Raw genomic sequence first — 23,535 nt, 5'->3', positions numbered from 1 at the left:
GCGAAGGTTTATAATTGTGATAACTTTTATCATTAAAGGAGTTGTCCATGCCTCTGATTCTTGGAGTTGCCGCTGTTTTAACGTTGGCGTTAACGTATGAAACGGGAAAAAATGCAAAACGAAAATTCGATAAAAAAAGAGCCAAGTCCATTTCGCGTTCAATGGGATCTTGAAACCAAAAAAGAGGTCGCAAAAATCGGTATGACCGCCTCAATGGTTGCGATTGTCGCCACATCGTTTGCGATGAACTCGAAAACGATGAAAAACTTACATGTCGGTGCGGGTGCCGCGTTAGTGGGTTTTTCGCTTTGGCATCATTTCTTGTATCAACCTTCCAAAACGAAAAAAGAGCCTTTGGCTTCTAAAGAACCTTGCGTCAACGCGCTTAACTTTCAGGAAGTTTACGCATCGATGAGCCTTTCGGGCGTTTTAACGCATGAAGAGGTCGAAAGGTTCGAATCGCGCTTGGATGCGCTTCTTGCCTCTTACGATAAACCTTCTACCTTGCTTTTAATGGACGTACGAGCATTAGAAACCATTGAAACGGGCGTGATTTGGCATGATCTTTTACGCGGTTTCGGAAAACACCCCGAAATGCAAAAAGTAGCAATCGTCGGACAAAGTAAACTTGAAAAACTCTCTATCTCCCTCACGAAAGTGTTGATTAGCAAACCTCAAATGGCCTATTTCGAAACCGTTGAGTTGGCAAGGGAATGGCTGTTGGATACAAAAATCGTTTAACGATTTTCATTAAGGCGTTATCGTTATAAAAGAGTGTACATAAGGGAATGGTGGAGTGTAGGGGGATCGAACCCCTGACCTCAACGCTGCCAGCGTTGCGCTCTCCCAGCTGAGCTAACACCCCGTTTCGGATCGGGAAGAAAATTAAGAAGAGTATTGTACCAATCAAACCTTAAAAAAGATTTTTATGCGGCGGTTTGTCTCTTTTTTTCTGCTTTAATGACTTCGTAGGCTTCTTGTATTTGACGAAACTTGAGTGTCGTTGTTTGGCGCAAGGCGTCGTCATTCGTTTGAAGCGTATCGGGATGATAGGCTTTTGCCAAGCGGAGGTATTTACGGCGAATCGAGTGAAAACTCTCGTATTTATTGGCTCGAAGCAAGCGATAAGGATCCGTCCGAGTTTCGATGTTTTCTAAAGAGGTGCTTGTTGTTTCGTGTGTAATAATCAGTTTGATCGGTTTGGCGCAAAAAGCGATCAGTTTTTGTAAAAAAAGTGCGTTGTGCGTCTTTGAAGCTAAAGCGCAATGGCGATATAAAGAGATTAAAAATGCTTTTCGTCGCTCTAATTCATGATGCAAGGCAATATTAATGAGTGTCTCTTTGATCCAAAAAGGTTGTCCGAAAGTTTGATTGAGCGTATGCATCACGGTTTCATAATACGACGAAGTTTTTGAGAGGTAAATACAAATACAATGCGGCGTCAAACGAAGTTGCATAATCTCTCCTTTTTACCTTAAAAAGCAAAAGAAGTTCCATAATGGATTAGCGTACGTATTTTCCCGATATTTTTAACACTTCTTTAATATTCTTTAAGCTATATTAACGAAGATTGCTATTACCATAGAGCACAAAACTCGTGGTAATTAAAGGAGATAGTGTGGGTAAAAAAGTCATTTTAGTAGATGATTCTAAAACGATTCTTGCAACGGCACAGATGGCTCTTGAAGAGATGATCGGGCGGGGAACGATTCAGTTTTCGACGTACCTTAACCCTGCGGAACTGCTTGAAGCCCTTTTAAGCGGCAAAGAAGATTACGATCTTTTAATTAGTGATATTAATATGGCGCAAATGAGCGGACTTGATCTTGCGGCCGAACTTAAATCCCATGATAAATTTAAAAACAGACCTATTCTCATCTTGACGACGGAAAGTTCTCCGGATATGAAGGCACGCGGTAAGGCTATCGGAGTGACGGGGTGGATGGTAAAGCCTTTTAGCGACGATAAGCTCATCAAAGCGATTACGATGGTATTAGGACTGTAACATGGAAGAGAAGCATGCTAAAGGAGTTGGACTAACCGCCAATCGGTTTTTGACGTTTTATTTGCAAGATGAAATATACGGTGTCAATATTTTTGACGTAAAAGAGATCATCGCGATGATGAAAACGACTCCTGTACCGAAAACGCCGCATTTTATTAAAGGCGTTATGAATCTTCGCGGAAATATTATCCCCGTCGTGGATATGCGTATCAAATTTGATATGCCCGAAATCGAACCTCACATGTACACTTCTATCGTGATCATTACGATCGACGGAAAGAACATAGGTTTTATCGTCGACAAGGTTGAAGAAGTCGTGAACGTAGACGATGAAAATATCTCGTTGCCTCCGGAGTTCGGAGCCAACGTAGATACGAAATTTATTAAAAATATGGCAAAACAGAAAAATAAAGTCATTATGATTTTGGATTTAGTAGCTCTTTTCGGCGAAGACGAATTGGGTGTCGTACAAGCATTAAGTAAAACTGCGTAGCACTATAAAAGGATAGGGGATGAATAAGACTATGACATTGGGCAAAAGAATTTCTATCGGATTCGGTATTTTATTGTTCATTACGTTGGCGTTAGGTATTTTGGCTATTGTCAATATGCGTAATGCTTCTCAAGATTCCGCAAAACTTGCAGAAGTTTATGCTCCGGAAGTTGAAATAGCGAGTAAGATTTTTGCATCAGCCAATCAAATTCGTTACGATGTTCGCGCTTTTACCATGCAGGACAATGAACAGTCTCTTGCAAATGCCAAAAAAGAGTTTATTAACCTTCAAAAATATTTGAACGAAGCGCAAGTTCACGGGAAAAAATACCATTTAACCAATTTGATTGAAGGCGAACAAAAAGCTTCAAAAAGCACTTTAGAATATATCGCATCGAATGATCGTTCCGAAAAACTTTTAGAGCGCAAAAAGCAGTACGATGCTGCAATGGTTGAAAATGCAACGATTTTTATGAAAAATGCTTCTAAATACCTCGATAATCAAGAGAGTAATCTTAAAGAAGAGATTCACACGAAGCAAGACGGAACAAAACTTTTATCACGTCTTGCTAAAATAAGCCACATTAACGAAGTCATCGATCTTGCGCACAATACACGCGTCTTAGGTCAGCGTGCGCAACTCAAACGGGATTTGAAAATGCTTGAAAATGCCGTCGCCTCTTTCGATGCTATCTATAAATTATTAACCGAAATCAAAGCCAATACTGTTCAAGCTAATAATCTTGAAGATTTAAAGAACATTGAAAATGCCGCTAAAGTTTACGAATCTTCCTTAAAAGGAATGATAAGCGTTATGCAAGAAACCGCAACGGAAAATGCGATTCGCGTGAAAGCCGCCGCCGATGTTTTAGATGCGGCGTCTTCTGTGATGCAACTGGGCGTCGGCAATACGAAAGAAGTTTCCGATAATGCTTCCGATTCTTTAAGCGTTGCCTCTGTCGTGATGCTCGTAGGTTTGATTATCGCCGTTATCATCAGTCTTTTAACCGCAGTGTTCATTATTCGTAGTATCGTCAAAGTCGTCGTCGAATCCGTGAAGTCGCTCTCTGAAGGTACGACGCAAGTCGTGAGTGCCAGTGAGCAAATTAGCTCGGCGTCGGTTTCTTTAGCAGAGGGTGCAAGTTCGCAAGCGAGTAGCGTTGAAGAAGTTAGCGCGACGATCGAGCAAGCCACTGCGAGCAACAACCAAAACGCGGAAAATTCACGCGAAGCGAACATCTTGGCGCAACACTCCAACGATGCGGCAAAAGAGGGCAATCAACGTGTTCAAGATCTTATGGTCGCGATGGAAAAAATTACCGATTCTTCACAAAAAATTGCCAAAATTATTAAAACAATCGACGAAATTGCGTTTCAAACCAATCTTTTAGCACTTAATGCCGCCGTAGAAGCCGCGCGTGCGGGTGAACACGGTCTTGGTTTTGCCGTCGTCGCCGAAGAGGTTAAAAATCTGGCGGAGCGTAGCGCGGGTGCCGCTAAAGAGATTACGGGCATTATTGAAGCAAGTATCGATCAAGTCAAAGCGGGAACCGAAGTCGCCAATAAAACGAAAGAGTCGTTTACCGAAATCCTCAACGGCATCAAAAAGACGTCGGATCTGATCGGAGAGATTGCGATTTCCGCTAAAGAACAAGCCGAAGGAATGAACCAAATCGCAACGGCGATGGGATCGGTCGATCAGATTACCCAACAAAACGCTTCCGCGTCCGAAGAGACGGCGGCGGCGGCCGAAGAACTCAACGCACAAGCGTTGGCAATGCTTCAAAGCGTTGCGGAAATGGCGGCTTTAGCCGGGTTTGATATGGGTAAAGATTCGCCTCGTCCAAGTTTAGCAAGCACAACAAAACGTCTTTCACCGGTTGTTCCCGCGCCGAAACGTTTGTCGGTCACTTCCGGTGCAAAAAAAGTTAAAACGCCTTCCTTTTCGCAAACCGCCTCCAAGCGTAGCAATGAAGATGTCTTTCCTTTAGGCGAAGACGATCTAAAAGAGTTTTAAACAAAAAACTCTTTTCCGTACGAAAAAGCGCTGCATCAAAAGTGACATGTAGCGCGTTGTGTACCAAGCTTGTAAGAAGGGTAGTATATGTGTATAGACGGTGATGTACTGGAGCTTGATTTCGATATGGATTTGGAAGAGATCAAAGCTCTGACGCTTTTTGTCAAAGACCGATTAGCCTATATTGAAGAGATTGTGATTTTCCCTTCCAAAGAAGGCTTACCGACGAGCTCTTCTTTATGGGCGCTTTTATGGTGCTTGAAACAGGAAAAACCGAGCCTTAAAATCGATGCAATCGATAAAATACCTTTAGACTTGGGTGTTTTCGGTACGCTTTATTGGAACAGCCATGAGTAAAGAAAAACTAAAACAGATTTTTATCGAAGAAGCAAACGATATTATCGAAAAGATGGATATCGATATTTTAAATTACGAAGAGTCGCCGAGTAATAAAGCCCTTTTAAACGAAATTTTTCGAGGCGTTCACACCTTAAAAGGGAGTGCTAACGCGTTTAATTTTTCGCGTCTTGGGGAGTTTGTGCATCATTTCGAAGATGTTTTAGACTTTTTTAGAAGTTCCGATATAACGCCGAGCGCAAGCCACGTCGATCTTTTTTTGGAAAGCGTCAACCTGATCAAAGAGACGCTTGAGTTTGAAATTTCGGAGCGTAGCGGTCATCCCGAGGGTTACGAAGCATGCCTCAATCAAATCCAAAAGATTATTTCGACGTTGAAAACGACTCCCGAACCCGCACAAGCGACAATAACATGTAACGATCTTGCGCAAGAGTTCGGTAATGAGATTTTTGACGAACTGATGCTTATTCAACGCCCCGACGTAGCTTCTTTTTTTGAGCAACTTGAGGGTGAAGAAACGCTTTATACGATCGTTCTAACGTTGGATAGCGATATCTATTTGCGCGGGTTCGACCACTTTTTATTTTTCAAAAATCTTTCACATGTCGGGCGCATTTTGGCCTCTTTTTGGAGTCCGATCGACACATGTACGCTAGAGACGTTTGATAGCGAATACAATTACTTTAGGCAAGTCGAGATTATGTACGCGACCCAAAGTTCGCAAGCGCAAATCGAAGAGATTTTTGATTTTTTAGAGCCGCAGGAGTACCGTATCGTTGCCGTGCCAAGACCTATCGTCGAGCAATCGATACCAAGCATTGTTCCTGAAGCGTCTTTGGAAGTCGCAAGTGTGCCTCTTGCCAAAGAGGAAAACAAAGAGATCAAAGCCGCATTGGTTCAAAAAACGTTTTTAAAAATCGATGCGCAAAAGCTCGACGAGTTGTTCGATTCGATCGGAGAGTTGGTTATCGCTCAAAATTATCTGGGCGAAAACGGTAAAATTAAAGCGGTACGCGATGCCGAAGTCACGAAGACCATCGAAAACCTTTCAAAAATTACCAAATTGATTCAAAATCGGGTCATGTCGTTACGTATGATCCCGATTCGCGATACGTTTGAAAAGATGAAACGCGTCGTGCGCGATTCCTCGAAAAAAGTCGGAAAACCGATACACCTCGTTCTTCAGGGCGAAGATACCGAGATCGATAAAACGATGGTGGAAGCACTGTCCGATCCTCTGATTCATATTATTCGCAACTCGATTGACCATGGGATCGAAACGAACGTCGAAGAACGCCGCAAAGCAGGCAAAAGCGATGAGGGTATCGTAACGCTTAGTGCATACCATCGCGGCGGCAATATTATCATCGAAGTTAAAGACGACGGTCGAGGCATCAATAAAGAAAAAGTGTACCAAAAAGCCTTGGAGAGAGGTTTGGTAAAACCCGAAGACGAACTCAACGAGGTACAAATTTATAACCTGATTATGCAACCTGGATTTTCGACGGCGGATGTAATCAGCGATCTTTCGGGGCGCGGCGTTGGGCTTGACGTCGTTCGTACGGCGATTGAAAGCGTTCGCGGAAAGGTGGAAATCTCTTCCGTTCCGAATCAAGGCAGCACGTTTTTGATTATCTTGCCTTTGACTTTGGCGATTATCGACGGCATGATCGTACGTTCGAGCGAAAAGATTTTTATTATCCCGACGTTGTGTATTATCGAGTCGTTTCGACCTGCCGAGGATGAAGTCCATGTTGCCGGCAGTAAAGAAGAGTTCGTGCAACTTCGATCGGAGCTTTTACCGATCATTCGCTTAAACAGAGTGCTTGAACTCGACGCTCAAAAGCCGAATGCTTGGGAATCTACCTTAGTGTGTATCGAAAACCAAAAAGGTAAATTCGCTTTATTGGTCGATGAATTGGTCGGCCGTCAGCAAGTCGTCATTAAGACTTTGGGAGAATTTTTCGCTAAAACGGAAGGCGTCAGCGGAGGTGCCGTTATGGGTAACGGCGAGGTGGCATTGATTTTAAATGTTGAAGAGTTGTATTAATGAGCAATTTGGTGCTCAGCCAAAAAGAGTTTACGCTTTTTAAACACTATATTTATGACCATTTAGGGATTAATTTAGGCGCACAAAAAATCTACTTGGTGCAAGCGCGCCTTGCCAAACGCGTAAAACAGCTTGGTTTAGTCAGTTTTAAAGAGTATTACGATCGTTTGAGTAACGATACGAGCGGGGAAGAGTTTGCGTACCTCTCCTCGTTGATTTCGACCAACGTGACCTCTTTTTTTCGCGAAGCCAAACAGTGGGATTTCTTAAAAACTTACAGTGCCGCACTTGCCGAACATCCGGCAAAAAAGCTACGCATTTGGTCGGCGGCGTGTTCCAGCGGCGAAGAGCCCTATACCCTTGCGATGTTCTTAGATACGCATTTAGCCAAAAGCGGTGCGTGGGATATTAAAATTTTAGCGACGGATGTGTCGCCGCGCGTTTTAAAGGCGGCGCAAACGGGGACGTATACGCAAAAAGCATGTGCAGGGATCGATCCTGTTTTGCTTCAACGTTATTTTACGTACGAATCGCAAACGCAATCGTTTAGGATAGACGAACGTTTAAAGTCCATGATAACGTTTCGCGAGTACAACTTGGTGACGGGAAATTACGCTCTTTTTAAAGAAGGGATGTTCGATATTATCTTTTGCCGCAACGTTATGATCTATTTTGATAAGCCTACGCAAGAACAATTGGTTAAAAAATTTCATACGCTTCTTACGAAAGAGGGGTATTTGTTTATCGGAAGTTCCGAAGCCCTTACCGATATGAAACAAGGCTTTAAATCCAAAGGGGCTTCAATTTATCAGAAGGTGTGAGACGATGATGGACGATATAAGCGATGCGCGGTTATTGGCGGAAGTTAAAAAACGTTTCGAGCAAAAAAACGAGACGCTCAAAGAGTTGGAATTTTTAACCAAAAAACTCTACGACCTCAATGAAAAGCTACGTGAAACCGATAAAGTTAAAGGCGAATTTCTTTCATTGATTAAAAATGTTTTCAACAATCCGATCGGCTCGCTTCTCAATCTTTCGTCCATGATGTTGAAAAACGATGATTCGCCGCGTACGCAAAGCATGAAACTTTTGCTGGACGTAGAGCTTCAAAAACTCAATTTTCAGCTCGGGAATATTTTTACCGCCGCCGAGATTGAAGCGGGCGAGATCGGAAGCCATTTGAGCAGCGTAGACATTGATATGCTTTTTGAAGAAGTGTGTAAACTTTTGGGCTACTTGATCGAAGATAAATCCTTACATGTCGTTAAAAAAATCGAAATGCCGAGCAAAATCGTTAGCGACGCCAAAAAGTTGCACACGATTTTAATGAACTTGGTTTCCAATGCCTGCGAATATTCGTTTCGCGGAAATACCGTTTCGTTTCGAGCCTACATTCAAGACGATACCGTCGTCATGGAGATCAGCAATACCGGAGACGTCATTGCCAAAGAGCATAAAAAAGAGGTCTTTAATCGCTTTAAAAAAGTCGATAAACAAAGCCGAGCGCGCGAATCGGTCGACGGATTGGGGCTGGGCTTAAGCGTCGTTAATGCCTTGGTCGAATCGCTGGAAGGTTCGATCGATTACGACTCTTCCGAAGCGTTGACGGTTTTTAAAGTGGCATTGAAGCTTCAAGAAGCAAGTGCTTCGGAGTCGGTTGCGAGCGAGAGTGCCAATGAGTTTATGTTTGACGATTTCGAGATGAAAGAGTTTTAATGCTACCGCGTAAGTTTATCCATGTCGGTGAGATTTTCATAGGAGTCGAAGCTACGGAAATCGTCACGGTACTTGGATCGTGCGTTGCGGTATGCCTTTACGATAGGGTTACGATGATCGGCGGAATGAACCATTATTTACTGCCTTTGTGGAACGGAAACGGTTTGGAAAGCCCGAAATTCGGAAATATCGCAATACCGAGGCTTCTAGAAACGATGGAAAATATCGGGTGTTTGCGCCGCAATATCGAAGCGAAGATTTTCGGCGGAGCTAATATTCACGTTGCCAATAGCGAAGCGCAAATGATCGGGCACAAAAACGTTATGATCGCCAAAGAGACGTTACGATCGCTCGGCATTCCCATTAAAGCCGAAGATACGGGCGGAAATAACGGAAGGCGCATTATGATGATCAGCGATGCCAATCGTATTATGCTCAAATACGTTCAAAACGAGATCATGCATGATTAAAGTTCTTATCGTGGACGACAGTGCCACGGCACGCCATATTTTACAAGAGATTTTACAAAGCGATCCGCGTATCGAAGTCGTAGGTCTTGCCGCAGATGCTTATATCGCACGCGATATGGTCGTCGAAAAACGACCGGACGTGATTTGTTTAGACGTCGAGATGCCGCGAATGGACGGCATTACGTTTCTTCAAAAGCTGATGAACCATATGCCGACACCGGTCGTGATGGTCTCTTCGTTGACGCGCAAAAGCGCGCAAGTCACGCTCGATGCTTTGGCGGCTGGTGCCATCGATTATGTGGCTAAACCGCATTCAAATATTTACGACGGTAAAGAAGAGATTCGAGAAGAATTGATTCAAAAAGTCGTCGATGCATCGTACGCAAAATTGCGTCAAATCGTACCGCTTAAACGGGTGATCGCGAATCAACTCAGCATTGCGGAGACGACGAAAAAAGTCATTGCTATCGGCTCAAGTACGGGAGGTACGGAGGCTTTGAAAGTCGTCTTAAGAGGGCTGCCTAAAAATTCTCCGGCAGTCATTATCGTGCAACATATGCCCGATACGTTCATTGCTACGTTTGCGGCACGCCTGAGCGAATTGTGCGCTATCGACGTTAAAGTAGCGCAAAACGGAGCTTTTTTGGAAATCGGTACGGCTTACGTTGCACGCGGAGGATTGCACATGGTGTTGCGTCGTTCGGGAGCACGTTATTACGTCGAAATCGGAGAAGGTCGCAAAATCAACGGGCATTGTCCGAGCGTCGACGTGATGTTCAATTCCGTTGCGAAAGTGGCCGGAGCCAATGCGATCGGAGTGATTTTAACCGGTATGGGAAACGACGGGGCAAAAGGGATGCTTCATATGCATCAAAACGGTGCTAAAACAATTGCCCAGTCTGAAGAGAGTTGCGTCGTGTTCGGTATGCCAAGGGAGGCTATCAAACTAGGAGGCGTCGATGCCGTCGTACCGCTTGAAGAAATTTCGCAATCGGTCTTAAGCTTTTTGGAGACATAGCACCATGGAAGCTTCCGTCTTACACACGCATAACGTATCGTTGAATATTTTAGTGATCGGTGAGATGGTAGCGCATCAAGAACTTTTACATGTCGCTTCGTTGACGCACCATCGTTTCTATTGGGAAACCGATGCCGCGTCGATTTTTGAGTTGGCTTCGCACACGCGCTTCGATCTTATCTTCGGTACGATTTCGTATCAAGGAACGTCCTATTTCTCGACGCTTCAGAGCATCAAACAACACAATCTCGATCTTGCGATCATCATCTTTATAAGTCCCGAGGATGCATTTAATTTGAATGAAGTCTTGATGTTACAATGCGAACGTTATTTGTGTTTGGAAACGGAAAAAGACAAAGCGGCGGTACATCTTAAATCTGCCATCCAAGAGTTGTCGCAAAGCGACATTTTTTTAAGCGATATGCAGTATTTTGAAGCACTTTTGGACGCCTCGATCGTATCGCAATCGGATACGGAAGGCAATATTACCTACATTAACGATAATTTTACCAAAGTCACCGGATATACTCCCGCCGAGGTCATCGGAAAAAACCATCGTATTTTACGCCATCCCGCTAACGGTACGGAAATTTATGAGCACATGTGGAAGACGATTACGCAAGGAAAAGTGTGGCGAGAGCGGGTTTTAAATAAAAATAAAGACGGTAGTGATTTTTGGGGCGATACGATTATTATCCCTTTTAAAGACACGCATACCGGAAAAATCGTACAATACTTAGCGGTCAGGCAGGACATTACGCAGATGCTGCTTGAAAAGCGCGCCGTGCAGGCGCAGGAAAAACAAGCGCAAGAACAGATGAAACTTTCCGAAGCCAAAGACGCTTTTTTGATTTTATTTACGCATGAATTAAAGACGCCGCTCAATGCCATTATGAACTTTTCGCAATACCTGTACAAGCATATGCCGAATATTGAAGAGATTCCCAAAGAAAAGCGGATGCATCTTTTGGAGCAAATTTACAAAAGCGCGCATTCAATGTTGGAAAACGTGAGCAATATTTTAGATTTGGGCAAGCTTCGCCATCAAAAGTTGCACTACAATCTGACGTTTTTTAACGCTAAAGAGAGCATTTTAGACGTGATCGAAAAACACGGTGCCTTGGCGTTAGAATATCATCGCACGATGGTATTTCATAGCGACGATAGCGAGCCGTTTTTGAGCAGCGACGAGTATCGCTTTAAGCAAATACTCTCCAACGTTCTCTCCAACGCGATTAAATACGGTACGTCGACCGTCGAGATCACGCTCTCTTCGAGCAAGGAGACTCTCGTAATTACGATCGAAGACGACGGTAAAGGTATCCGAGATCAAGATAAAGAAGAAGTTTTTGAGCTGTACAATCAAAGTGCTTCTAAACCGAGTAGCATGGAAAAAAAGGGGACGGGTATCGGACTTCATTTTGTGAAATTGTTATGCGAAGGCTTAGGCTTTGAGTATCGCTTAGAGGATTCCGCGCACTTAGGCGGCGTCAAATTTAGTTTAACGAAACGATTAAAGGAGCCAAAATATGTATAAAATATTGATCGTCGACGATAACGATAACAACCGTTTAACGCTCAATCTCTTACTCGAAGAGGTTGAAGAAATAGAAATACAAGAAGCCGAAGACGGGCAAGTTGCCGTTGAAATGTGCGTCAAAAATCATTTTGATTTGATTTTTATGGATATTATGATGCCCAATTTAGACGGTTTTGAGGCAACGCGTTACATCAAACAAGTCGACAAAAAAACGATGATTATCGCCTTAAGTGCTTTAGACGACGAGACCTCCAAGCACAAAATGCTCGCTTTGGGAGCGGAAGATTATCTCACAAAGCCTTTGTATTCGGAACATTTTTTACAACGCGTCAAACAGTATTTACGCATTATCGAATTTCGTAAGCAAGAACTTCGCAAAAATCAGCGCGCGATCAATCCTTTCAACAGTCGCGTTTTTCACCGTACGATCACGTTTCGCATCGATAGCGAAGAAGCATTAAGCGAATTTTGGGACTATTGGCTCAATGCTCCTAAAAATATTATCGATTTAAGCGATTGCGTACGTCTCTTTTTCGGTTTTTGTTTATGGCTCACGCACCGTGATTTTGAAAGTACGATCATCGTCGAAGAAAACGAAGATAAACTCTTTATGATGCTCTTACATGTAAGGCCGTTAAAGAGTGCGGTGATTAAAAATATTTTCTTAAAACACTTTTCCAACGCCAAATATATTTTAAGTCAAGATATGCTTTCGATCCAACTCGATAAGGGGCGCATCGAAGAGAAACTGAGCGTTTCGAGCTTGAGCGAAGAGGCTCAAAAAATTCTCTCCAAAACGCACGACGATGTTTTAAGTGCGCAAGATTATGTCCAATCGACCGCTATTTCGCTTATGCCGAAAATTGATGCGCTTGAAGCACTCAACGAGGAAACGGACAGTGCCATTTTGGCGTTTGAAAAAGAGCCGAGCAAACAACGTTTGGCAATTATTTACGAGAATCTTCAAGAGTACGCCGACGTTCTTGCCGAATTAATGGCGTTTGAACACTTGGGATTTGCGGTTCAGACCTTGATTAATTTTTTGAGCACTTTAACCGAAGATCAATTTGAGAGTGAAAAAATCAAGCGACTCTCAACGATGCTTTTTAGCCTTTTAAGCGATTTGGCTTCATGGCGCGAAAATGTTTTTATTACGCAAGTCGCACGCGATATCCACTATTTAGACTCTTCGCTTTTAAGCTCGTGTTTGCAAATAGAGGCTATTTTTGAAGAGAAAGGCTCCGTAACGGATGATGATGAAATCGAGTTTTTTTAAAGTTTAGAAGGCGCAAAGACTTTGTAGGTATTGCGTCCGGCCGATTTGGCTTCGTAAAGAGCCACGTCGGCACTTTTAATAAGCTGATTGAAATCTTTACCGTGATCGGGGAAGAGGCTGATGCCGATACTCGTCGTAACGCCGATGTCCATATGATGCACGCGAATGGGTTGTTGTAAGTTTGTGACCAGTTTGGAAGCGATATGGCGTAGCACGTCCCCGCTTTCGATGTCGTCAACCAAAATAATAAATTCATCGCCCCCGAAACGTGCTACCGTATCGGTTTTTCGCGTGGCAAGCAACAAGGTTTTTGCAACGTTAATTAAAATCATATCGCCGATGTCGTGCCCTAAGGAGTCGTTGATCTCTTTAAAATTATCAAGGTCTAAAAAGAGAACGCCGAATTTTTTGCCGCTGGATAGATTGCTTTCGATAAGAAGTTGCAGACGTTGATGCAGAAGCATTCGATTGGCAAGAGAGGTTAAATGGTCGTAGTGGGCTTGCTTGTAGATCATGTCTTGTTGTTTAACCAGTTTGTTACGTGCCGTTTCCAACTTTCGAATCGTTGCATTAGCAATTTTGATCGCTTTGGCAAGCTCGGCACTTTCTTTATTGCATTTGCTTTTTTCTTCCATCAACGTCGTTTGATCGTAAATCAGCATCGTAACAATTTTTTGTTCTAAATCGTAAGGGACGATCGTAACGTCTTGCTGCATAAATTCAAAGACCGACTTAATCGTCATCGAGTTTTGCATCGCTAAGAGATAACCGTTAGCGTCGGCGGTAAAAAAAGAGGGACTATGAAGCGTAAGAGCGGCTTTGATGTGGCGTTTGAGCGATTTAAGCTTTTCTTCGGGAATATCAAAAACACTTAAGAGGTTTTGTCCTTGAGCCTCATCGGGCTGGATATTGTTATGCACCGCTACCCATTTGTTAATATAGTGAATCGTTAAATTCGCATCGACGGTAATGATCCCGACGTTGATCGAGTCGATGAGGGTTTCGTAATGAATAGACATAGCTTACAGTTGGTCGATAGTTTGTTTGAGCTGCTCGAGCATCTCATTATTAAGAAGAATGAACATGTGACCTAAGATATTCTCTTTTTCAATGTCCAAAGCCGTTTTAATGACGATCACGTTGTCGTAGCCTTCGATTTTATCGTATTTATCCATTTCTAAGACGTCGCGTTTTTCAATCGAAGGAACTTTGAAAATCGTTTCTCCGTGAATAATTTCGCAAAATTTACCGATACATGCGGACGTAATAATATTGGTCAGCTCTAAAATCGACGACTTAATATCGTTATCGTCGCATGTTGCTTGTTGGAGCAATAGATGTGTAAAAACATGCGCGGAATAAGGATTGAACACAAATAAAACTTCTCCGTTAAACGAGCCTAAAAAGCGTTGTTTCGTAAGGTAAAATTCATTTTCTCTTCCTAAGACTTCGATGATTTTACCGTTAAGGTTTAAAATATCGATGCTTGAAATTTCGGGGAGGTGTAACTTGGCATAATTGTCCAGCATATCTCCGATTAACGATGCCGCAAGCCCGAAAGAGACGTTAATCAACTCTTTTAAAATATCTTCTTGTTGAGAACTAAAATGTTGTACCATGTTAAAAAACCAATTTTAAAAGCGTTGAGCGAAACTCTTCCGCGTCGATCGGTTTGGAGAGAATCGCAGAAGCACCTAAAGCTAAGGTCTTTTCTTTGGTGCTTTTTTGTCGGTCGGCCGAAATCATAACGACCAAAGCCTCATTGTTAGCGGCACGAATCTGTCGAAGAGCCTCAAATCCGTCTAAGATCGGCATCGTAATATCGAGAAAAACGATATCGGGAGCGTATTGTTTAAAAAGTGCTACGGCTTCTTCGCCGTTTTCGGCTTCGATAATTTGCGTGTACTCGGCAATTTTTTTAGGGATCATTTCAATAAGCCATTTACGTGAAATTTTTGAATCGTCCACGACTAAAAAAATCATTTTTTCCGATAAACTCATCTCATAATCCTAACATTTTAAATTGCATTGTTTTAATAATACAAAAAGTATCTTTAAAAAACTATATAAGATATTTTTTAGCGTCTTCCCGTTCAGGATACGCAGCCGCTAAAAGGCTACGACCTTGTGTTTCTAACGTGTAAAAAGCGGCGGGATCCGCTTTGGTAAAGCTCAAAATAATACGACACGCCGTTTGTAAATCGTCTTCGCTCGCTTGTGCGGAGATGAGTGAAAAAGGAGCACCGATCGATGTTTCGACGATGATGGGCGCAAACTTAGGGTTGAGAAAGCTTTCGAGTACGGCGTTTTCTTCTTCGTTGCGCCCGACGATTAGTTTTGCGCCGCTTGGAAGCCTAAAATGTCTTCCGTATTTGAGCAAAGGAATATCTTCTTTGCAAAGCGTGTCGTGGGCAATAAAATCACGTAGTTTGAGGCTAAACTGCTGATCGGTCAACAAGCATCCGCCTGCAGGCGTGGGATAATCCTCCCAACCGAACTGTGCCGCCAATGCAAGTTGGGCATGGCGACCCCGACCGCTGAGCCCCAGAAGCAGGCTTCGATCGACCCAGCCTTCGCGTTCGGCTTTGCTCTCTTCTAAAAGTTGTGCGCTCATCGGTCGTAAAATTAGCCCGTCTTCAAGATCGTTTGCCAATTTGCGTACCAGTTTTAACGCGTCTCGCGTTTGGCTCATCGGCCGTTGTCCTATCACTTCGCCGGTTGCGATAAACGATGCGTTGAAAGGCACCAACAGCTCTTTGGCGACTTTAAACATAAACCCGTGACAATCGATGCATGGATTAAATTGTTTGCCGTAACCGTAACGCGGCGAGAAAAGCACTTCTTGAAGGTAGCGATTTTGTACGTCGACGACTTCGAGCGAAGCTCCCGCCATCGCGGCTCTTTTACGTAATAACACTTCATGATCTTCTTTGCCGCTAAATCCGATACGGATATGAACGGCGATAACGTCGATTGATTGGGCAGTGAGCAGTTTGATAGCCAACATGCTATCCAAACCGCCGCTAAAGAGGACTAATGCTTTCATACGGAACCAATTCACCTTTTTTTAATTTCATTAATTTTTCTTGAATTTTACGAATCATAAACTGTTTTTGCTCGTAACTTAGCGTTTTCGAGGTTTTGATGGCTTGAAACTTTTCGTTATAAAAATGGTATAAAAACGCCGCCATTGAGGCGATCAACTCGTTTTCGTCATACACTTTGACGTCGTCCCAAAGCAAAATACGTCGGAGTTTGGGATGGTCCAAACGGTTTTCAAGTAAAAGCAAAAACTCTTCTTGATGCGTTTTGAACATCGCATGGTCGATCGTATCTAAAACGGTGTCGATAAGCCCCGGTTGGCTCAAAATCGTTTTAATAATCGTCAATTCCAACATGTCTTCAAAACTTCGCTCGTTAGGGGCTTGTTTGGTCGGTTTATGGGTTTGGATTTTGACGAGATTTTGGGAAATATTGAGCGTACCGGAGAGCAATCCCGTATAGCTTTCCTGAACGGCTTTGGGAAGCGTTTTGAGGTAAGCGGTCGCTTCGTTAAGGGCTTGTTGTTTTACGAGAGGATCTTTGAGATCGTACTTTTTAACGATGCGCTCCAGCGCAAATTCGATAAACGGTTGTGGGGATAAAAAGAGGCGATTGAGCGTATCGATAAGGCCGTTTTGAACCATATCCGCAGGGTCCATACCGTTGCTAAAGAGCACGACGCCTCCTCTCAGACCGTGCGTGCTTAAAAGTACGGAAGCTTTCAGCGCGGCGTTGATACCGGCACTATCGCCGTCATACGCGACGATGATTTCGGGGTCGCCTCGCATCAGTAAAGGAATGTGCTCGGAAGTTAAAGCCGTTCCGAGGGTTGCGACCGCTTGGGTAAATCCGGCTTGGTGGAGCATAATGACGTCCAAATAGCCCTCGGTTACGATGATTTTTTTCTCTTTAAAAACGGACTCTTTGGCAAGGTGATAGCCGTAGAGGAGTTGCGATTTATTAAAATGCTTGGTTTGCGGCGAATTGACGTATTTGGCGGGATGGTTGGAGAGGGTACGTCCGCCAAATCCCACGAGTCGATGCGTCGGACTGTAAATAGGAAAGCTGACGCGCTCGATGAAACGCGCGTAGGGTTGATTGTTTTCGCCAAGACCCGCAACGCCGTACTCCATCGCTTCGCTCATCGCATAGCCGCGCATTTTTAAAAAATCCAACGTCGCAAACGATGCGGGCGCATAGCCGAGTTCGAATTTTTCGATCGAAACGTCCGATATGCCGCGTTTAAAAAGGTATTCTTTGGCAAAAGGCGTTTTGTCAAGTTGTTTGACGTAAAAAAGGTTGAGGTTTTCCATCAATTTTCGATCTTCGCGTTTGACGCCGCCTTCGTCGGTCGTATATGCAAGCGAAAAATTGACCATACGTGCCAGTTTCTCAATGGCTTCGGGGTAGGAGAGTTTTTCGTACTCCATCACGAATTTGATACTGTCTCCTCCCGCGCCGCAGGCAAAACAGTGGTAAATCTGTTTGGATGGGCTGACCACGAGGCTCGGCGTAGTGTCGTTGTGAAACGGGCAGACGCATTTGTAGTTGGCGCCGTTTTTTTTCAGTTCCAAGTACGAACCGACCACATCGACAATATCAAGACGTTGTTTGAGGTTTTCTATGGATGTTTTATCTATCATAAGTAAATTATAGCAAGTTTGGTATAATAGAGTTCTTTTCTAAAAAGTAGGGATCTCTCATCGCGTATTTTTGTCGGTGTCGGCACCGTACATGTAAAGGGTTGAATTTGGATAATTTTTTTATAGCGTATCGCGATCCGTTATTCGGCGTGATTATTTTGTGTGCGATTGTGTTCGTGATTTCGTTCGCAAACTATTGGTGGGGTGTTTTTAAAAACAAAGAAGAGAAACAAAGCATCGAAAAATTCGTCAAAAAATTTGAGATCGTAACCGACGAAAACGAATACAAAAAGCTCCTTGAAGACGCTTCGATTCCGCTAGAGTCTTTGGCGTTGCTTGCGCATGCGTATTCCAAAGGCGGCGATTACGAAAAAGCGATCAATATTTATTTGGTTACGCTCAAACGCGTTAAAGGCAAAGACGAGAAGCAGTATTTGCTCTCGACGCTCGGGAAAACCTACTTTAAAGCAGGTTTTTTGCGTCGAAGCTCCGAAGTGTTTTTAGAGTCTTTACGCCTGCATCCTCGAAACGAAGAGTCTTTGAAATACCTAAGCGTCGCTTACGAACAATTGCAAGAGTACGTTAAAGCCGAAGACGTTTTGGACTCTTTGGAAGAACTCGGCGCAAACGTCGCGCTTCAACGGACCTATTTGAAAGCACTCGGGCTTTTAAAGGATAAAAATCTCAAAGAAAACGACAAAATCGAACGTGTTTTAGCATTGTGTGAAAAAGCGCCGTTTTTACGCCGTAAACTTTTTGAGCACATGCAAGAAAACGGTATCGCTATCGAAAAGCGTTTTTTTGAGACGCTTCCTTTTGAAGAGATGATCGATCTTTTGTGGTACGTCGATCCTATGGTGTACGATATTACGACCTCGAGCGAGCCTTTGGTACGCTACGTCGCGATGGCGCGAGGCTTAGTGCCTTATGCTCCCCAAGATGCGGACGTTCCTTTTGCCTTGGACGTCATGATGCGGTTGCGGACGCTTGAATTTACGAAAGCGACCGTCGGGTTTGAGTACGTGTGTCGCGAGTGCAAACAAATTTTCCCGATCCATTTTTACCGATGTCCTCAATGCCATAGCGTTCATACCGCATCGATTCAATCCAAATTGATTCAAACAGAGAATGAAGAAAATATCTCTTTTCTGTGACGGCTCTTCTTTGGGAAATCCGGGAGCGGGCGGTTATTGTGCAATTTTGCGGTACGGCGATAAAGAGAAGATCATCAGCGGAGGACAAGCCTGCGCCACGAACAACCAAATGGAACTTCTTGCCGTCATTGAAGGGCTTGCGGCACTCAAAGAGCCGTGCGACGTGACGTTAATCAGCGATTCGAGTTACGTGATTCGCGGTATTAACGAGTGGTTGGACGGTTGGCGGCGTAAAGCGTTTGTTAAAGTCAAAAATCCCGAGTTATGGCAACGGTATCTCAGCGTCGCTAAGCCTCATCGCGTGCAGGGTATTTGGGTCAAAGGTCACGCGGGGCATCTTGAAAACGAAACGTGCGATAAAATCGCTAAAGAAGAAGCTCTTAAAATTCAGTCTACGGAGTCGATACTATGCAAAAAAGATTAGAAGCGTTACAAAAGCGTTTGGGTTATCAGTTTAAGGATCAAAACCTGATAATCGAGGCACTGACGCATAAAAGTTCCAAACAACCCTACAATAATGAACGTTTGGAATTTTTAGGCGATGCGGTGTTGGATTTGATCGTCGGGGAGTATCTTTTCTTCGAATTTAAAGAGGTTGCCGAGGGTGAGCTCTCCAAACTTCGCGCTTCGTTGGTCAACGAAAAAAGTTTTGAAGTTTTGGCGCGCTTGCTTCGTTTGGGCGAATGCATCTTTATCTCCTTAGCCGAGGAAAATAACAACGGAAGGGAAAAACCCTCTTTGCTTTCCAATGCGTTTGAAGCGATTATGGGGGCGTTGTATCTGGAAGCGGGATTGGAATTTACACGACGTTTGGCTGTCGAGCTGTTAGAAGAAGCGTATCCGAAAATCGATATGGACGCTATTTTTCACGACCATAAGACGACTTTGCAAGAGTTGACGCAGGCGCATTTCGGGATGACGCCCGAATACCGGCTCGTTCGTTCGTTCGGTCCGGATCACAAAAAAGAGTTTGAAATCGCCGTTAGCGTGCGCGGGCGCGATTTGGCGCTTGCGAGCGGAAAAAGCAAAAAAGAAGCACAACAAAAAGCGGCGATGTTAGCACTTGAAATTTTGAAAAAAGAGACACGATGAGCAGCAATACGTTCGGTAAAAAGTTTTGTTTTACGACATTCGGCGAGTCTCACGGACGCGCGATAGGATGCGTGGTTGATGGCGTACCCTCGGGACTTGAGATCGACGAGGCGTTTCTTCAACGCGAGTTAGATCGACGCCGTCCCGGTCAAAATGCTTTTGCCACCGCACGGAAAGAGGGCGATAAGGTCGAAATTTTAAGCGGCGTCTTTGAAGGGAAAAGTACCGGAACGCCTATTGCGATGGTTATTTTTAACGAAAATCAAAAAAGCGGCGACTACGAAAACGTCAAAAACCTCTTCCGTCCCGGACATGCCGATTTTACCTACTTTTACAAGTACGGTTTGCGCGATTATCGCGGCGGCGGGCGTAGCAGTGCGCGGGAAACGGCGGCGCGTGTTGCGGCGGGTGCAATTGCGAAGTTGATGCTAAATGCCTTACATGTCAAAGTTCAAAGCGGTATTTGCGCGATCGGCGGGATCGAAGCGCATTCATACGATTTTGATCGCGTCAACGCAAGCGAGATTTACGCACTTGACGCGAACGTCGAAGCGGCACAAAAAGAGGCGATTTTAGAAGCCAAAAATGCACACGATTCGATCGGCGGCGTTGCGTTGGTACACGTCTTAGGTATGCCCAAAGGTTTGGGAGAGCCGTTGTATTATAAATTAGACGCTATTTTGTGCGAAGCGATGATGGGTATCAACGGCGTCAAAGGCGTTGAGATCGGAGAAGGCTTTCAGGCTTCAAGGCTCAAAGGCTCCGAAAATAACGACGCTATCGATAGCAACGGGTTTAAAACCAATAAAAGCGGCGGTATTTTAGGCGGCATTAGCAACGGCGATACGTTGACATGTAAGGTCTATTTTAAACCCACGCCTTCCATCTTTGTCGCGCAAGAGACGATCGATACCGAAGGAAAAGAGCTGACATGTAAGCTAAAAGGGCGACACGATCCGTGTATCGCGGTGCGCGGAAGCGTGGTTGCCGAAGCGATGGCGGCTTTGGTCGTCGCCGATATGGTGTTGTTAAATCTCGGTTCGCAAATGGAGCATGTGAAAAAAATTTACATGTAAGTATGAGGTAAGGGCGTACAAGCGATTGTACGCCCTTAGTATCTATGCGACGAGCAGTAAAACGCGATAGGTAATAAACGCTAAAACCCATGCGGTCGCAAACGTAAAGAGCACTAATAAAACGGTGTGTTTGAGACTCTCCGCTTCTTTGTAGAAAACAGCGGTTGCCGCAAGGCACGGTAAATAGACCATAACAAAAACGATAAACGCCATAGCGGAGGCGAAGCTGATATTTTCTTTGATAATATCGCGTAACGATGCGTCGTCTTCGCTCACTTCATCGCCTAGTGCGTATAAAACACCCAACGTTGAAACGATAACCTCTTTTGCGGCAAGACCGCTGAGGGTTGCAACACCCATCTTCCAGTCAAATCCGAGCGGTGCAAAAAACGGTTCTACCGCTTTTCCCGCCATACCGAGATAGGTTTGCTCCATGATTTTTTCATGTTTTTCGTTTTCCAACGCGGCGATTTGATCCTCAACGTTTGTGCCTTCTTCCGCGCTCTCTTTTTCTTTTGGATCTGCTACGGGGGCTTCTTTGTCGGCTTCGGCAGAAGTGACTTTATCGTCGCTCGGTGCGGTTTCTTTTACTTGAGCGGTGTCGTCTTTTTGAGCCGTTAAGGTTTCTTTATCCGTTGCTTGCGTTTCTTGCGTCGCTTGAAGGGCTTCTATTTTTGCGCCGTATTCTTCTTCAATGACGTCGTTTTTCGGATAAGAGCTGATAAACCAAATTAACATCGAAGCGAGTAAAATAAACGTTCCCGCTTTTTTAAGGTAAAGAACCGATTTGGAGTAAACCATAAACCAAAGCAGTTTAAGGCTCGGAAGACGGTATTTGGGCATTTCCATAACAAACGGTTCGTCTTCGCCTTTAAAGGCGGTAACGCGTAAAATTTTAGCGGCAATGAGCCCTAAAATCGCTCCGAAAATATAAATGGCAAATAAAACGTTTCCGGCGACGCTTTCGTCGAAAAACGCTCCGGCAAAGAGAACGTAAACGGGAAGTCGCGCGCCGCAACTCATAAATCCGATAATAAACATCGTCAGCAAACGATCTTTTTTATTTTTAAGCGTTCGTGCCGCCATGTAAGCCGGAACGGAACAACCAAAGCCCGTGACGAGCGGAACGAAACTTTTACCGTGTAGACCGAACTTGTGGAAAAAGCCGTCTAATAAAAAAGCGGCTCTTGACATGTAGCCGGTCGTTTCTAAAAGAGCGATGCCTAAAAAGAGAATGATAATGTTCGGTAAGAACATCAAAACGCTGCCCACACCCGCGATAATACCGTCGACGATCAACGATTTGAGTGCTTCGTTGTCGATGGTTTCGCCTAGCGTTTCACCGAGCCAACCGAAACCGCTTTCGATCCAATCCATCGGAAATTGACCTAACGTAAACGTGAGTTGGAACAGTGCCCACATTAAAAAAACAAAGATAGGGAGACCTAAAAATTTATGGATCAAAACGGCATCGATTTTTTGCGTTACGCTTTGCGCTTTGATTTTGGAAACGCTCAAGACTTCGGTGCATAAACCCTTGGCAAACGCCGCGTGCTGGCGGTGAATGACTTCGTCGATCTCGTCGCATTGGCAGTACATGTAAACATGTCCCAAGGCGTTGTTAAGAATGGGTTGAAGTTCGACGTAAAGCGGGTGTTCGTGTACGATGGCGTAGATTTCTCTTTTTTGCCATAACAGTCCGACGGCGATTTGTCGGTAGCTTAGACCTTCGATGGTAAAGTGTTTCTCTTCTAAAAAGCGCGCAATCGTTTGCAGTTGATCTTCGACTTCGCTACCGTAAATCAGTTTGGAAGGTATCAAGGCTTTTTCGTGAACGTCGATAATCGTATCGACCAATGTTTCGATATTGTATTTGGTTTTGGAAGAGACGCGAATACACGAAACGGAAAGAATTTTACTCATGTTCTGGGCATTGATATTGATGCCTTCTTTGACGGCCTCGTCATCCATATTGAGAGCTAAAACGATTTTTTTATTTAACTCCAACAGTTCCGTCGTGAGCATCAAGTTACGCTCAAGATTGGTCGAGTCTAACACGTTGACGATGAGATCGTAGTCGCCTTTTTTTAAAAACTCTTTGGTTACTTTTTCGTCGGCGGAAAAATCTTCAAGCGAATAAAGACCGGGTAAATCGATAAATTCGATCGCATAATCGTCCGTGCGAAGTTTGGCGGTCGCTTTTTCGACCGTAACGCCCGCAAAGTTACCGATTTTAAGGTTGGAACCGCTGATGGCGTTGGCTAAATGGCTTTTTCCGACGTTAGGCTGACCGACGAGGGCAATGGTGATTTTTTTCATGAAGCAAGCTCCACTTCGACTGTTTTGGCTTCGTCTAAGCGTAAAGCGACCGAACTAAAACCCAGTGCGATTTTAATCGTATTTTTTTGTAAACTCGTCTCGACGACTTGAACTTCCTGTCCGGCACTAAGACCGAGCGACTGTAAGCGTTTTTTTAAACTATGTTGTGCGTGGATAGTTTTAATGAATGCTTTTTGATTTTTATCGATCTGCGATAGATCAACCATCACGTTCTCCTTCATTTCTAAAGTATTGATCAATGCCCTT

25 protein-coding genes and 1 tRNA gene are annotated in these 23,535 nt (G+C 44.1%); 17 read left to right on the top strand and 9 right to left on the bottom strand.

The window, feature by feature from the left end; genetic code table 11:
• Positions 1-47: 47 nt before the first annotated feature.
• Together OA34_RS13610 and OA34_RS13890 are read left to right on the top strand one after the other, a co-directional pair.
• On the top strand, positions 48-173 hold the full coding sequence (locus OA34_RS13610) for a hypothetical protein (RefSeq protein ID WP_256497300.1): 126 nt from the start codon (positions 48-50) through the stop codon (positions 171-173).
• Positions 174-201: 28 nt separating this feature from the next.
• Positions 202-741 (top strand): SpoIIAA family protein, encoded by a 540-nt coding sequence (locus OA34_RS13890; protein WP_353681546.1) that lies wholly within the window; start codon positions 202-204, stop codon positions 739-741.
• A 48-nt stretch (positions 742-789) separates the two neighbouring features.
• Here OA34_RS13890 and OA34_RS06380 read toward each other — a convergent pair.
• A tRNA-Ala gene (locus OA34_RS06380) sits at positions 790-865 on the bottom strand.
• A 61-nt stretch (positions 866-926) separates the two neighbouring features.
• Positions 927-1,457: a J domain-containing protein gene (locus OA34_RS06375; RefSeq protein WP_039673580.1), complete on the bottom strand. Its 531-nt coding sequence runs from the start codon at positions 1,455-1,457 to the stop codon at positions 927-929.
• A gap of 161 nt (positions 1,458-1,618) precedes the next feature.
• Here OA34_RS06375 and OA34_RS06370 point away from each other — a divergent pair, with 161 nt between their 5' ends.
• The 11 genes from OA34_RS06370 (at position 1,619) to OA34_RS06320 (ending at position 12,942) form a co-directional block, all read left to right on the top strand.
• Positions 1,619-2,005, top strand: coding sequence for a response regulator (locus tag OA34_RS06370; protein WP_039673578.1), 387 nt, complete (start codon positions 1,619-1,621; stop codon positions 2,003-2,005).
• A gap of 1 nt (position 2,006) precedes the next feature.
• Complete coding sequence (locus tag OA34_RS06365) at positions 2,007-2,498, top strand: chemotaxis protein CheW (RefSeq protein ID WP_039673576.1); 492 nt, start codon at positions 2,007-2,009, stop codon at positions 2,496-2,498.
• Between the two features lie 19 nt (positions 2,499-2,517).
• Positions 2,518-4,515, top strand: coding sequence for a methyl-accepting chemotaxis protein (locus OA34_RS06360; RefSeq protein WP_039673574.1), 1,998 nt, complete (start codon positions 2,518-2,520; stop codon positions 4,513-4,515).
• Positions 4,516-4,602: 87 nt separating this feature from the next.
• Entirely contained in the window at positions 4,603-4,872 is a 270-nt protein-coding gene (locus OA34_RS06355) for a hypothetical protein (protein WP_039673572.1), read from the top strand.
• On the top strand, positions 4,865-6,922 hold the full coding sequence (locus OA34_RS06350) for a chemotaxis protein CheA (protein WP_039673570.1): 2,058 nt from the start codon (positions 4,865-4,867) through the stop codon (positions 6,920-6,922). Before OA34_RS06355 ends, OA34_RS06350 begins: the two co-directional genes overlap by 8 nt.
• Entirely contained in the window at positions 6,922-7,743 is an 822-nt protein-coding gene (locus OA34_RS06345; RefSeq protein ID WP_039673568.1) for a CheR family methyltransferase, read from the top strand. Before OA34_RS06350 ends, OA34_RS06345 begins: the two co-directional genes overlap by 1 nt.
• A 4-nt stretch (positions 7,744-7,747) precedes the next feature.
• A complete protein-coding gene (locus OA34_RS06340; protein ID WP_060825251.1) occupies positions 7,748-8,638 on the top strand; it encodes a sensor histidine kinase in 891 nt (296 codons plus the stop codon).
• Complete coding sequence (locus OA34_RS06335; protein ID WP_039673567.1) at positions 8,638-9,108, top strand: chemotaxis protein CheD; 471 nt, start codon at positions 8,638-8,640, stop codon at positions 9,106-9,108. The genes OA34_RS06340 and OA34_RS06335 overlap by 1 nt, the downstream gene beginning before the upstream one ends.
• Complete coding sequence (locus OA34_RS06330; RefSeq protein WP_039673565.1) at positions 9,101-10,126, top strand: protein-glutamate methylesterase/protein-glutamine glutaminase; 1,026 nt, start codon at positions 9,101-9,103, stop codon at positions 10,124-10,126. The genes OA34_RS06335 and OA34_RS06330 overlap by 8 nt, the downstream gene beginning before the upstream one ends.
• A gap of 4 nt (positions 10,127-10,130) precedes the next feature.
• The gene (locus OA34_RS06325; RefSeq protein WP_039673563.1) at positions 10,131-11,663 is read left to right on the top strand and encodes a PAS domain-containing sensor histidine kinase; all 1,533 of its coding nucleotides are present in this window, start codon (positions 10,131-10,133) and stop codon (positions 11,661-11,663) included.
• Entirely contained in the window at positions 11,656-12,942 is a 1,287-nt protein-coding gene (locus tag OA34_RS06320) for a response regulator (RefSeq protein ID WP_039673562.1), read from the top strand. Before OA34_RS06325 ends, OA34_RS06320 begins: the two co-directional genes overlap by 8 nt.
• On the opposite strand, the gene OA34_RS06315 is transcribed toward OA34_RS06320, so the two are convergent.
• From OA34_RS06315 to dnaG, 5 genes are all read right to left on the bottom strand, one after another.
• Positions 12,939-13,961, bottom strand: coding sequence for a sensor domain-containing diguanylate cyclase (locus OA34_RS06315; protein ID WP_039673560.1), 1,023 nt, complete (start codon positions 13,959-13,961; stop codon positions 12,939-12,941). The genes OA34_RS06320 and OA34_RS06315 overlap by 4 nt on opposite strands.
• Before the next feature lie 3 nt (positions 13,962-13,964).
• Positions 13,965-14,561 carry a chemotaxis protein CheC gene (locus OA34_RS06310; protein WP_039673558.1) on the bottom strand — a complete coding sequence of 199 codons (597 nt, stop codon included), beginning with the start codon at positions 14,559-14,561 and terminating at the stop codon, positions 13,965-13,967.
• A gap of 1 nt (position 14,562) precedes the next feature.
• Positions 14,563-14,943, bottom strand: a complete 381-nt coding sequence (locus OA34_RS06305; protein ID WP_039673556.1) for a response regulator — start codon at positions 14,941-14,943, stop codon at positions 14,563-14,565.
• Positions 14,944-15,004: 61 nt separating this feature from the next.
• Complete coding sequence (locus OA34_RS06300) at positions 15,005-15,988, bottom strand: argininosuccinate synthase domain-containing protein (RefSeq protein WP_039673554.1); 984 nt, start codon at positions 15,986-15,988, stop codon at positions 15,005-15,007.
• The gene (gene dnaG, locus OA34_RS06295; protein ID WP_039673552.1) at positions 15,966-17,627 is read right to left on the bottom strand and encodes a DNA primase; all 1,662 of its coding nucleotides are present in this window, start codon (positions 17,625-17,627) and stop codon (positions 15,966-15,968) included. Before dnaG ends, OA34_RS06300 begins: the two co-directional genes overlap by 23 nt.
• A gap of 107 nt (positions 17,628-17,734) precedes the next feature.
• Here dnaG and OA34_RS06290 point away from each other — a divergent pair, with 107 nt between their 5' ends.
• Genes OA34_RS06290 through aroC form a run of 4 tightly spaced genes read left to right on the top strand, consistent with a single transcriptional unit; the run spans position 17,735 to position 20,949 of the window.
• Positions 17,735-18,781, top strand: coding sequence for a tetratricopeptide repeat protein (locus tag OA34_RS06290; protein ID WP_039673550.1), 1,047 nt, complete (start codon positions 17,735-17,737; stop codon positions 18,779-18,781).
• A complete protein-coding gene (gene rnhA / locus OA34_RS06285; RefSeq protein ID WP_039673548.1) occupies positions 18,756-19,205 on the top strand; it encodes a ribonuclease HI in 450 nt (149 codons plus the stop codon). The genes OA34_RS06290 and rnhA overlap by 26 nt, the downstream gene beginning before the upstream one ends.
• Positions 19,190-19,873 (top strand): ribonuclease III, encoded by a 684-nt coding sequence (gene rnc / locus OA34_RS06280; RefSeq protein ID WP_039673546.1) that lies wholly within the window; start codon positions 19,190-19,192, stop codon positions 19,871-19,873. The genes rnhA and rnc overlap by 16 nt, the downstream gene beginning before the upstream one ends.
• Positions 19,870-20,949 (top strand): chorismate synthase, encoded by a 1,080-nt coding sequence (aroC, locus tag OA34_RS06275; protein WP_039673544.1) that lies wholly within the window; start codon positions 19,870-19,872, stop codon positions 20,947-20,949. The genes rnc and aroC overlap by 4 nt, the downstream gene beginning before the upstream one ends.
• Positions 20,950-20,991: 42 nt before the next feature.
• Here aroC and feoB read toward each other — a convergent pair whose 3' ends face one another.
• Together feoB and OA34_RS06265 are read right to left on the bottom strand one after the other, a co-directional pair.
• Entirely contained in the window at positions 20,992-23,268 is a 2,277-nt protein-coding gene (gene feoB, locus OA34_RS06270) for a ferrous iron transport protein B (protein ID WP_039673543.1), read from the bottom strand.
• Positions 23,265-23,495, bottom strand: coding sequence for a FeoA family protein (locus tag OA34_RS06265; protein WP_039673540.1), 231 nt, complete (start codon positions 23,493-23,495; stop codon positions 23,265-23,267). Before OA34_RS06265 ends, feoB begins: the two co-directional genes overlap by 4 nt.
• Positions 23,496-23,535: the final 40 nt, after the last annotated feature.

It is taken from the genome of Sulfurospirillum sp. MES (assembly GCF_000789415.1).
GTDB lineage: Bacteria > Campylobacterota > Campylobacteria > Campylobacterales > Sulfurospirillaceae > Sulfurospirillum > Sulfurospirillum cavolei.
This window is presented reverse-complemented; position numbering and strand designations above follow the sequence as displayed.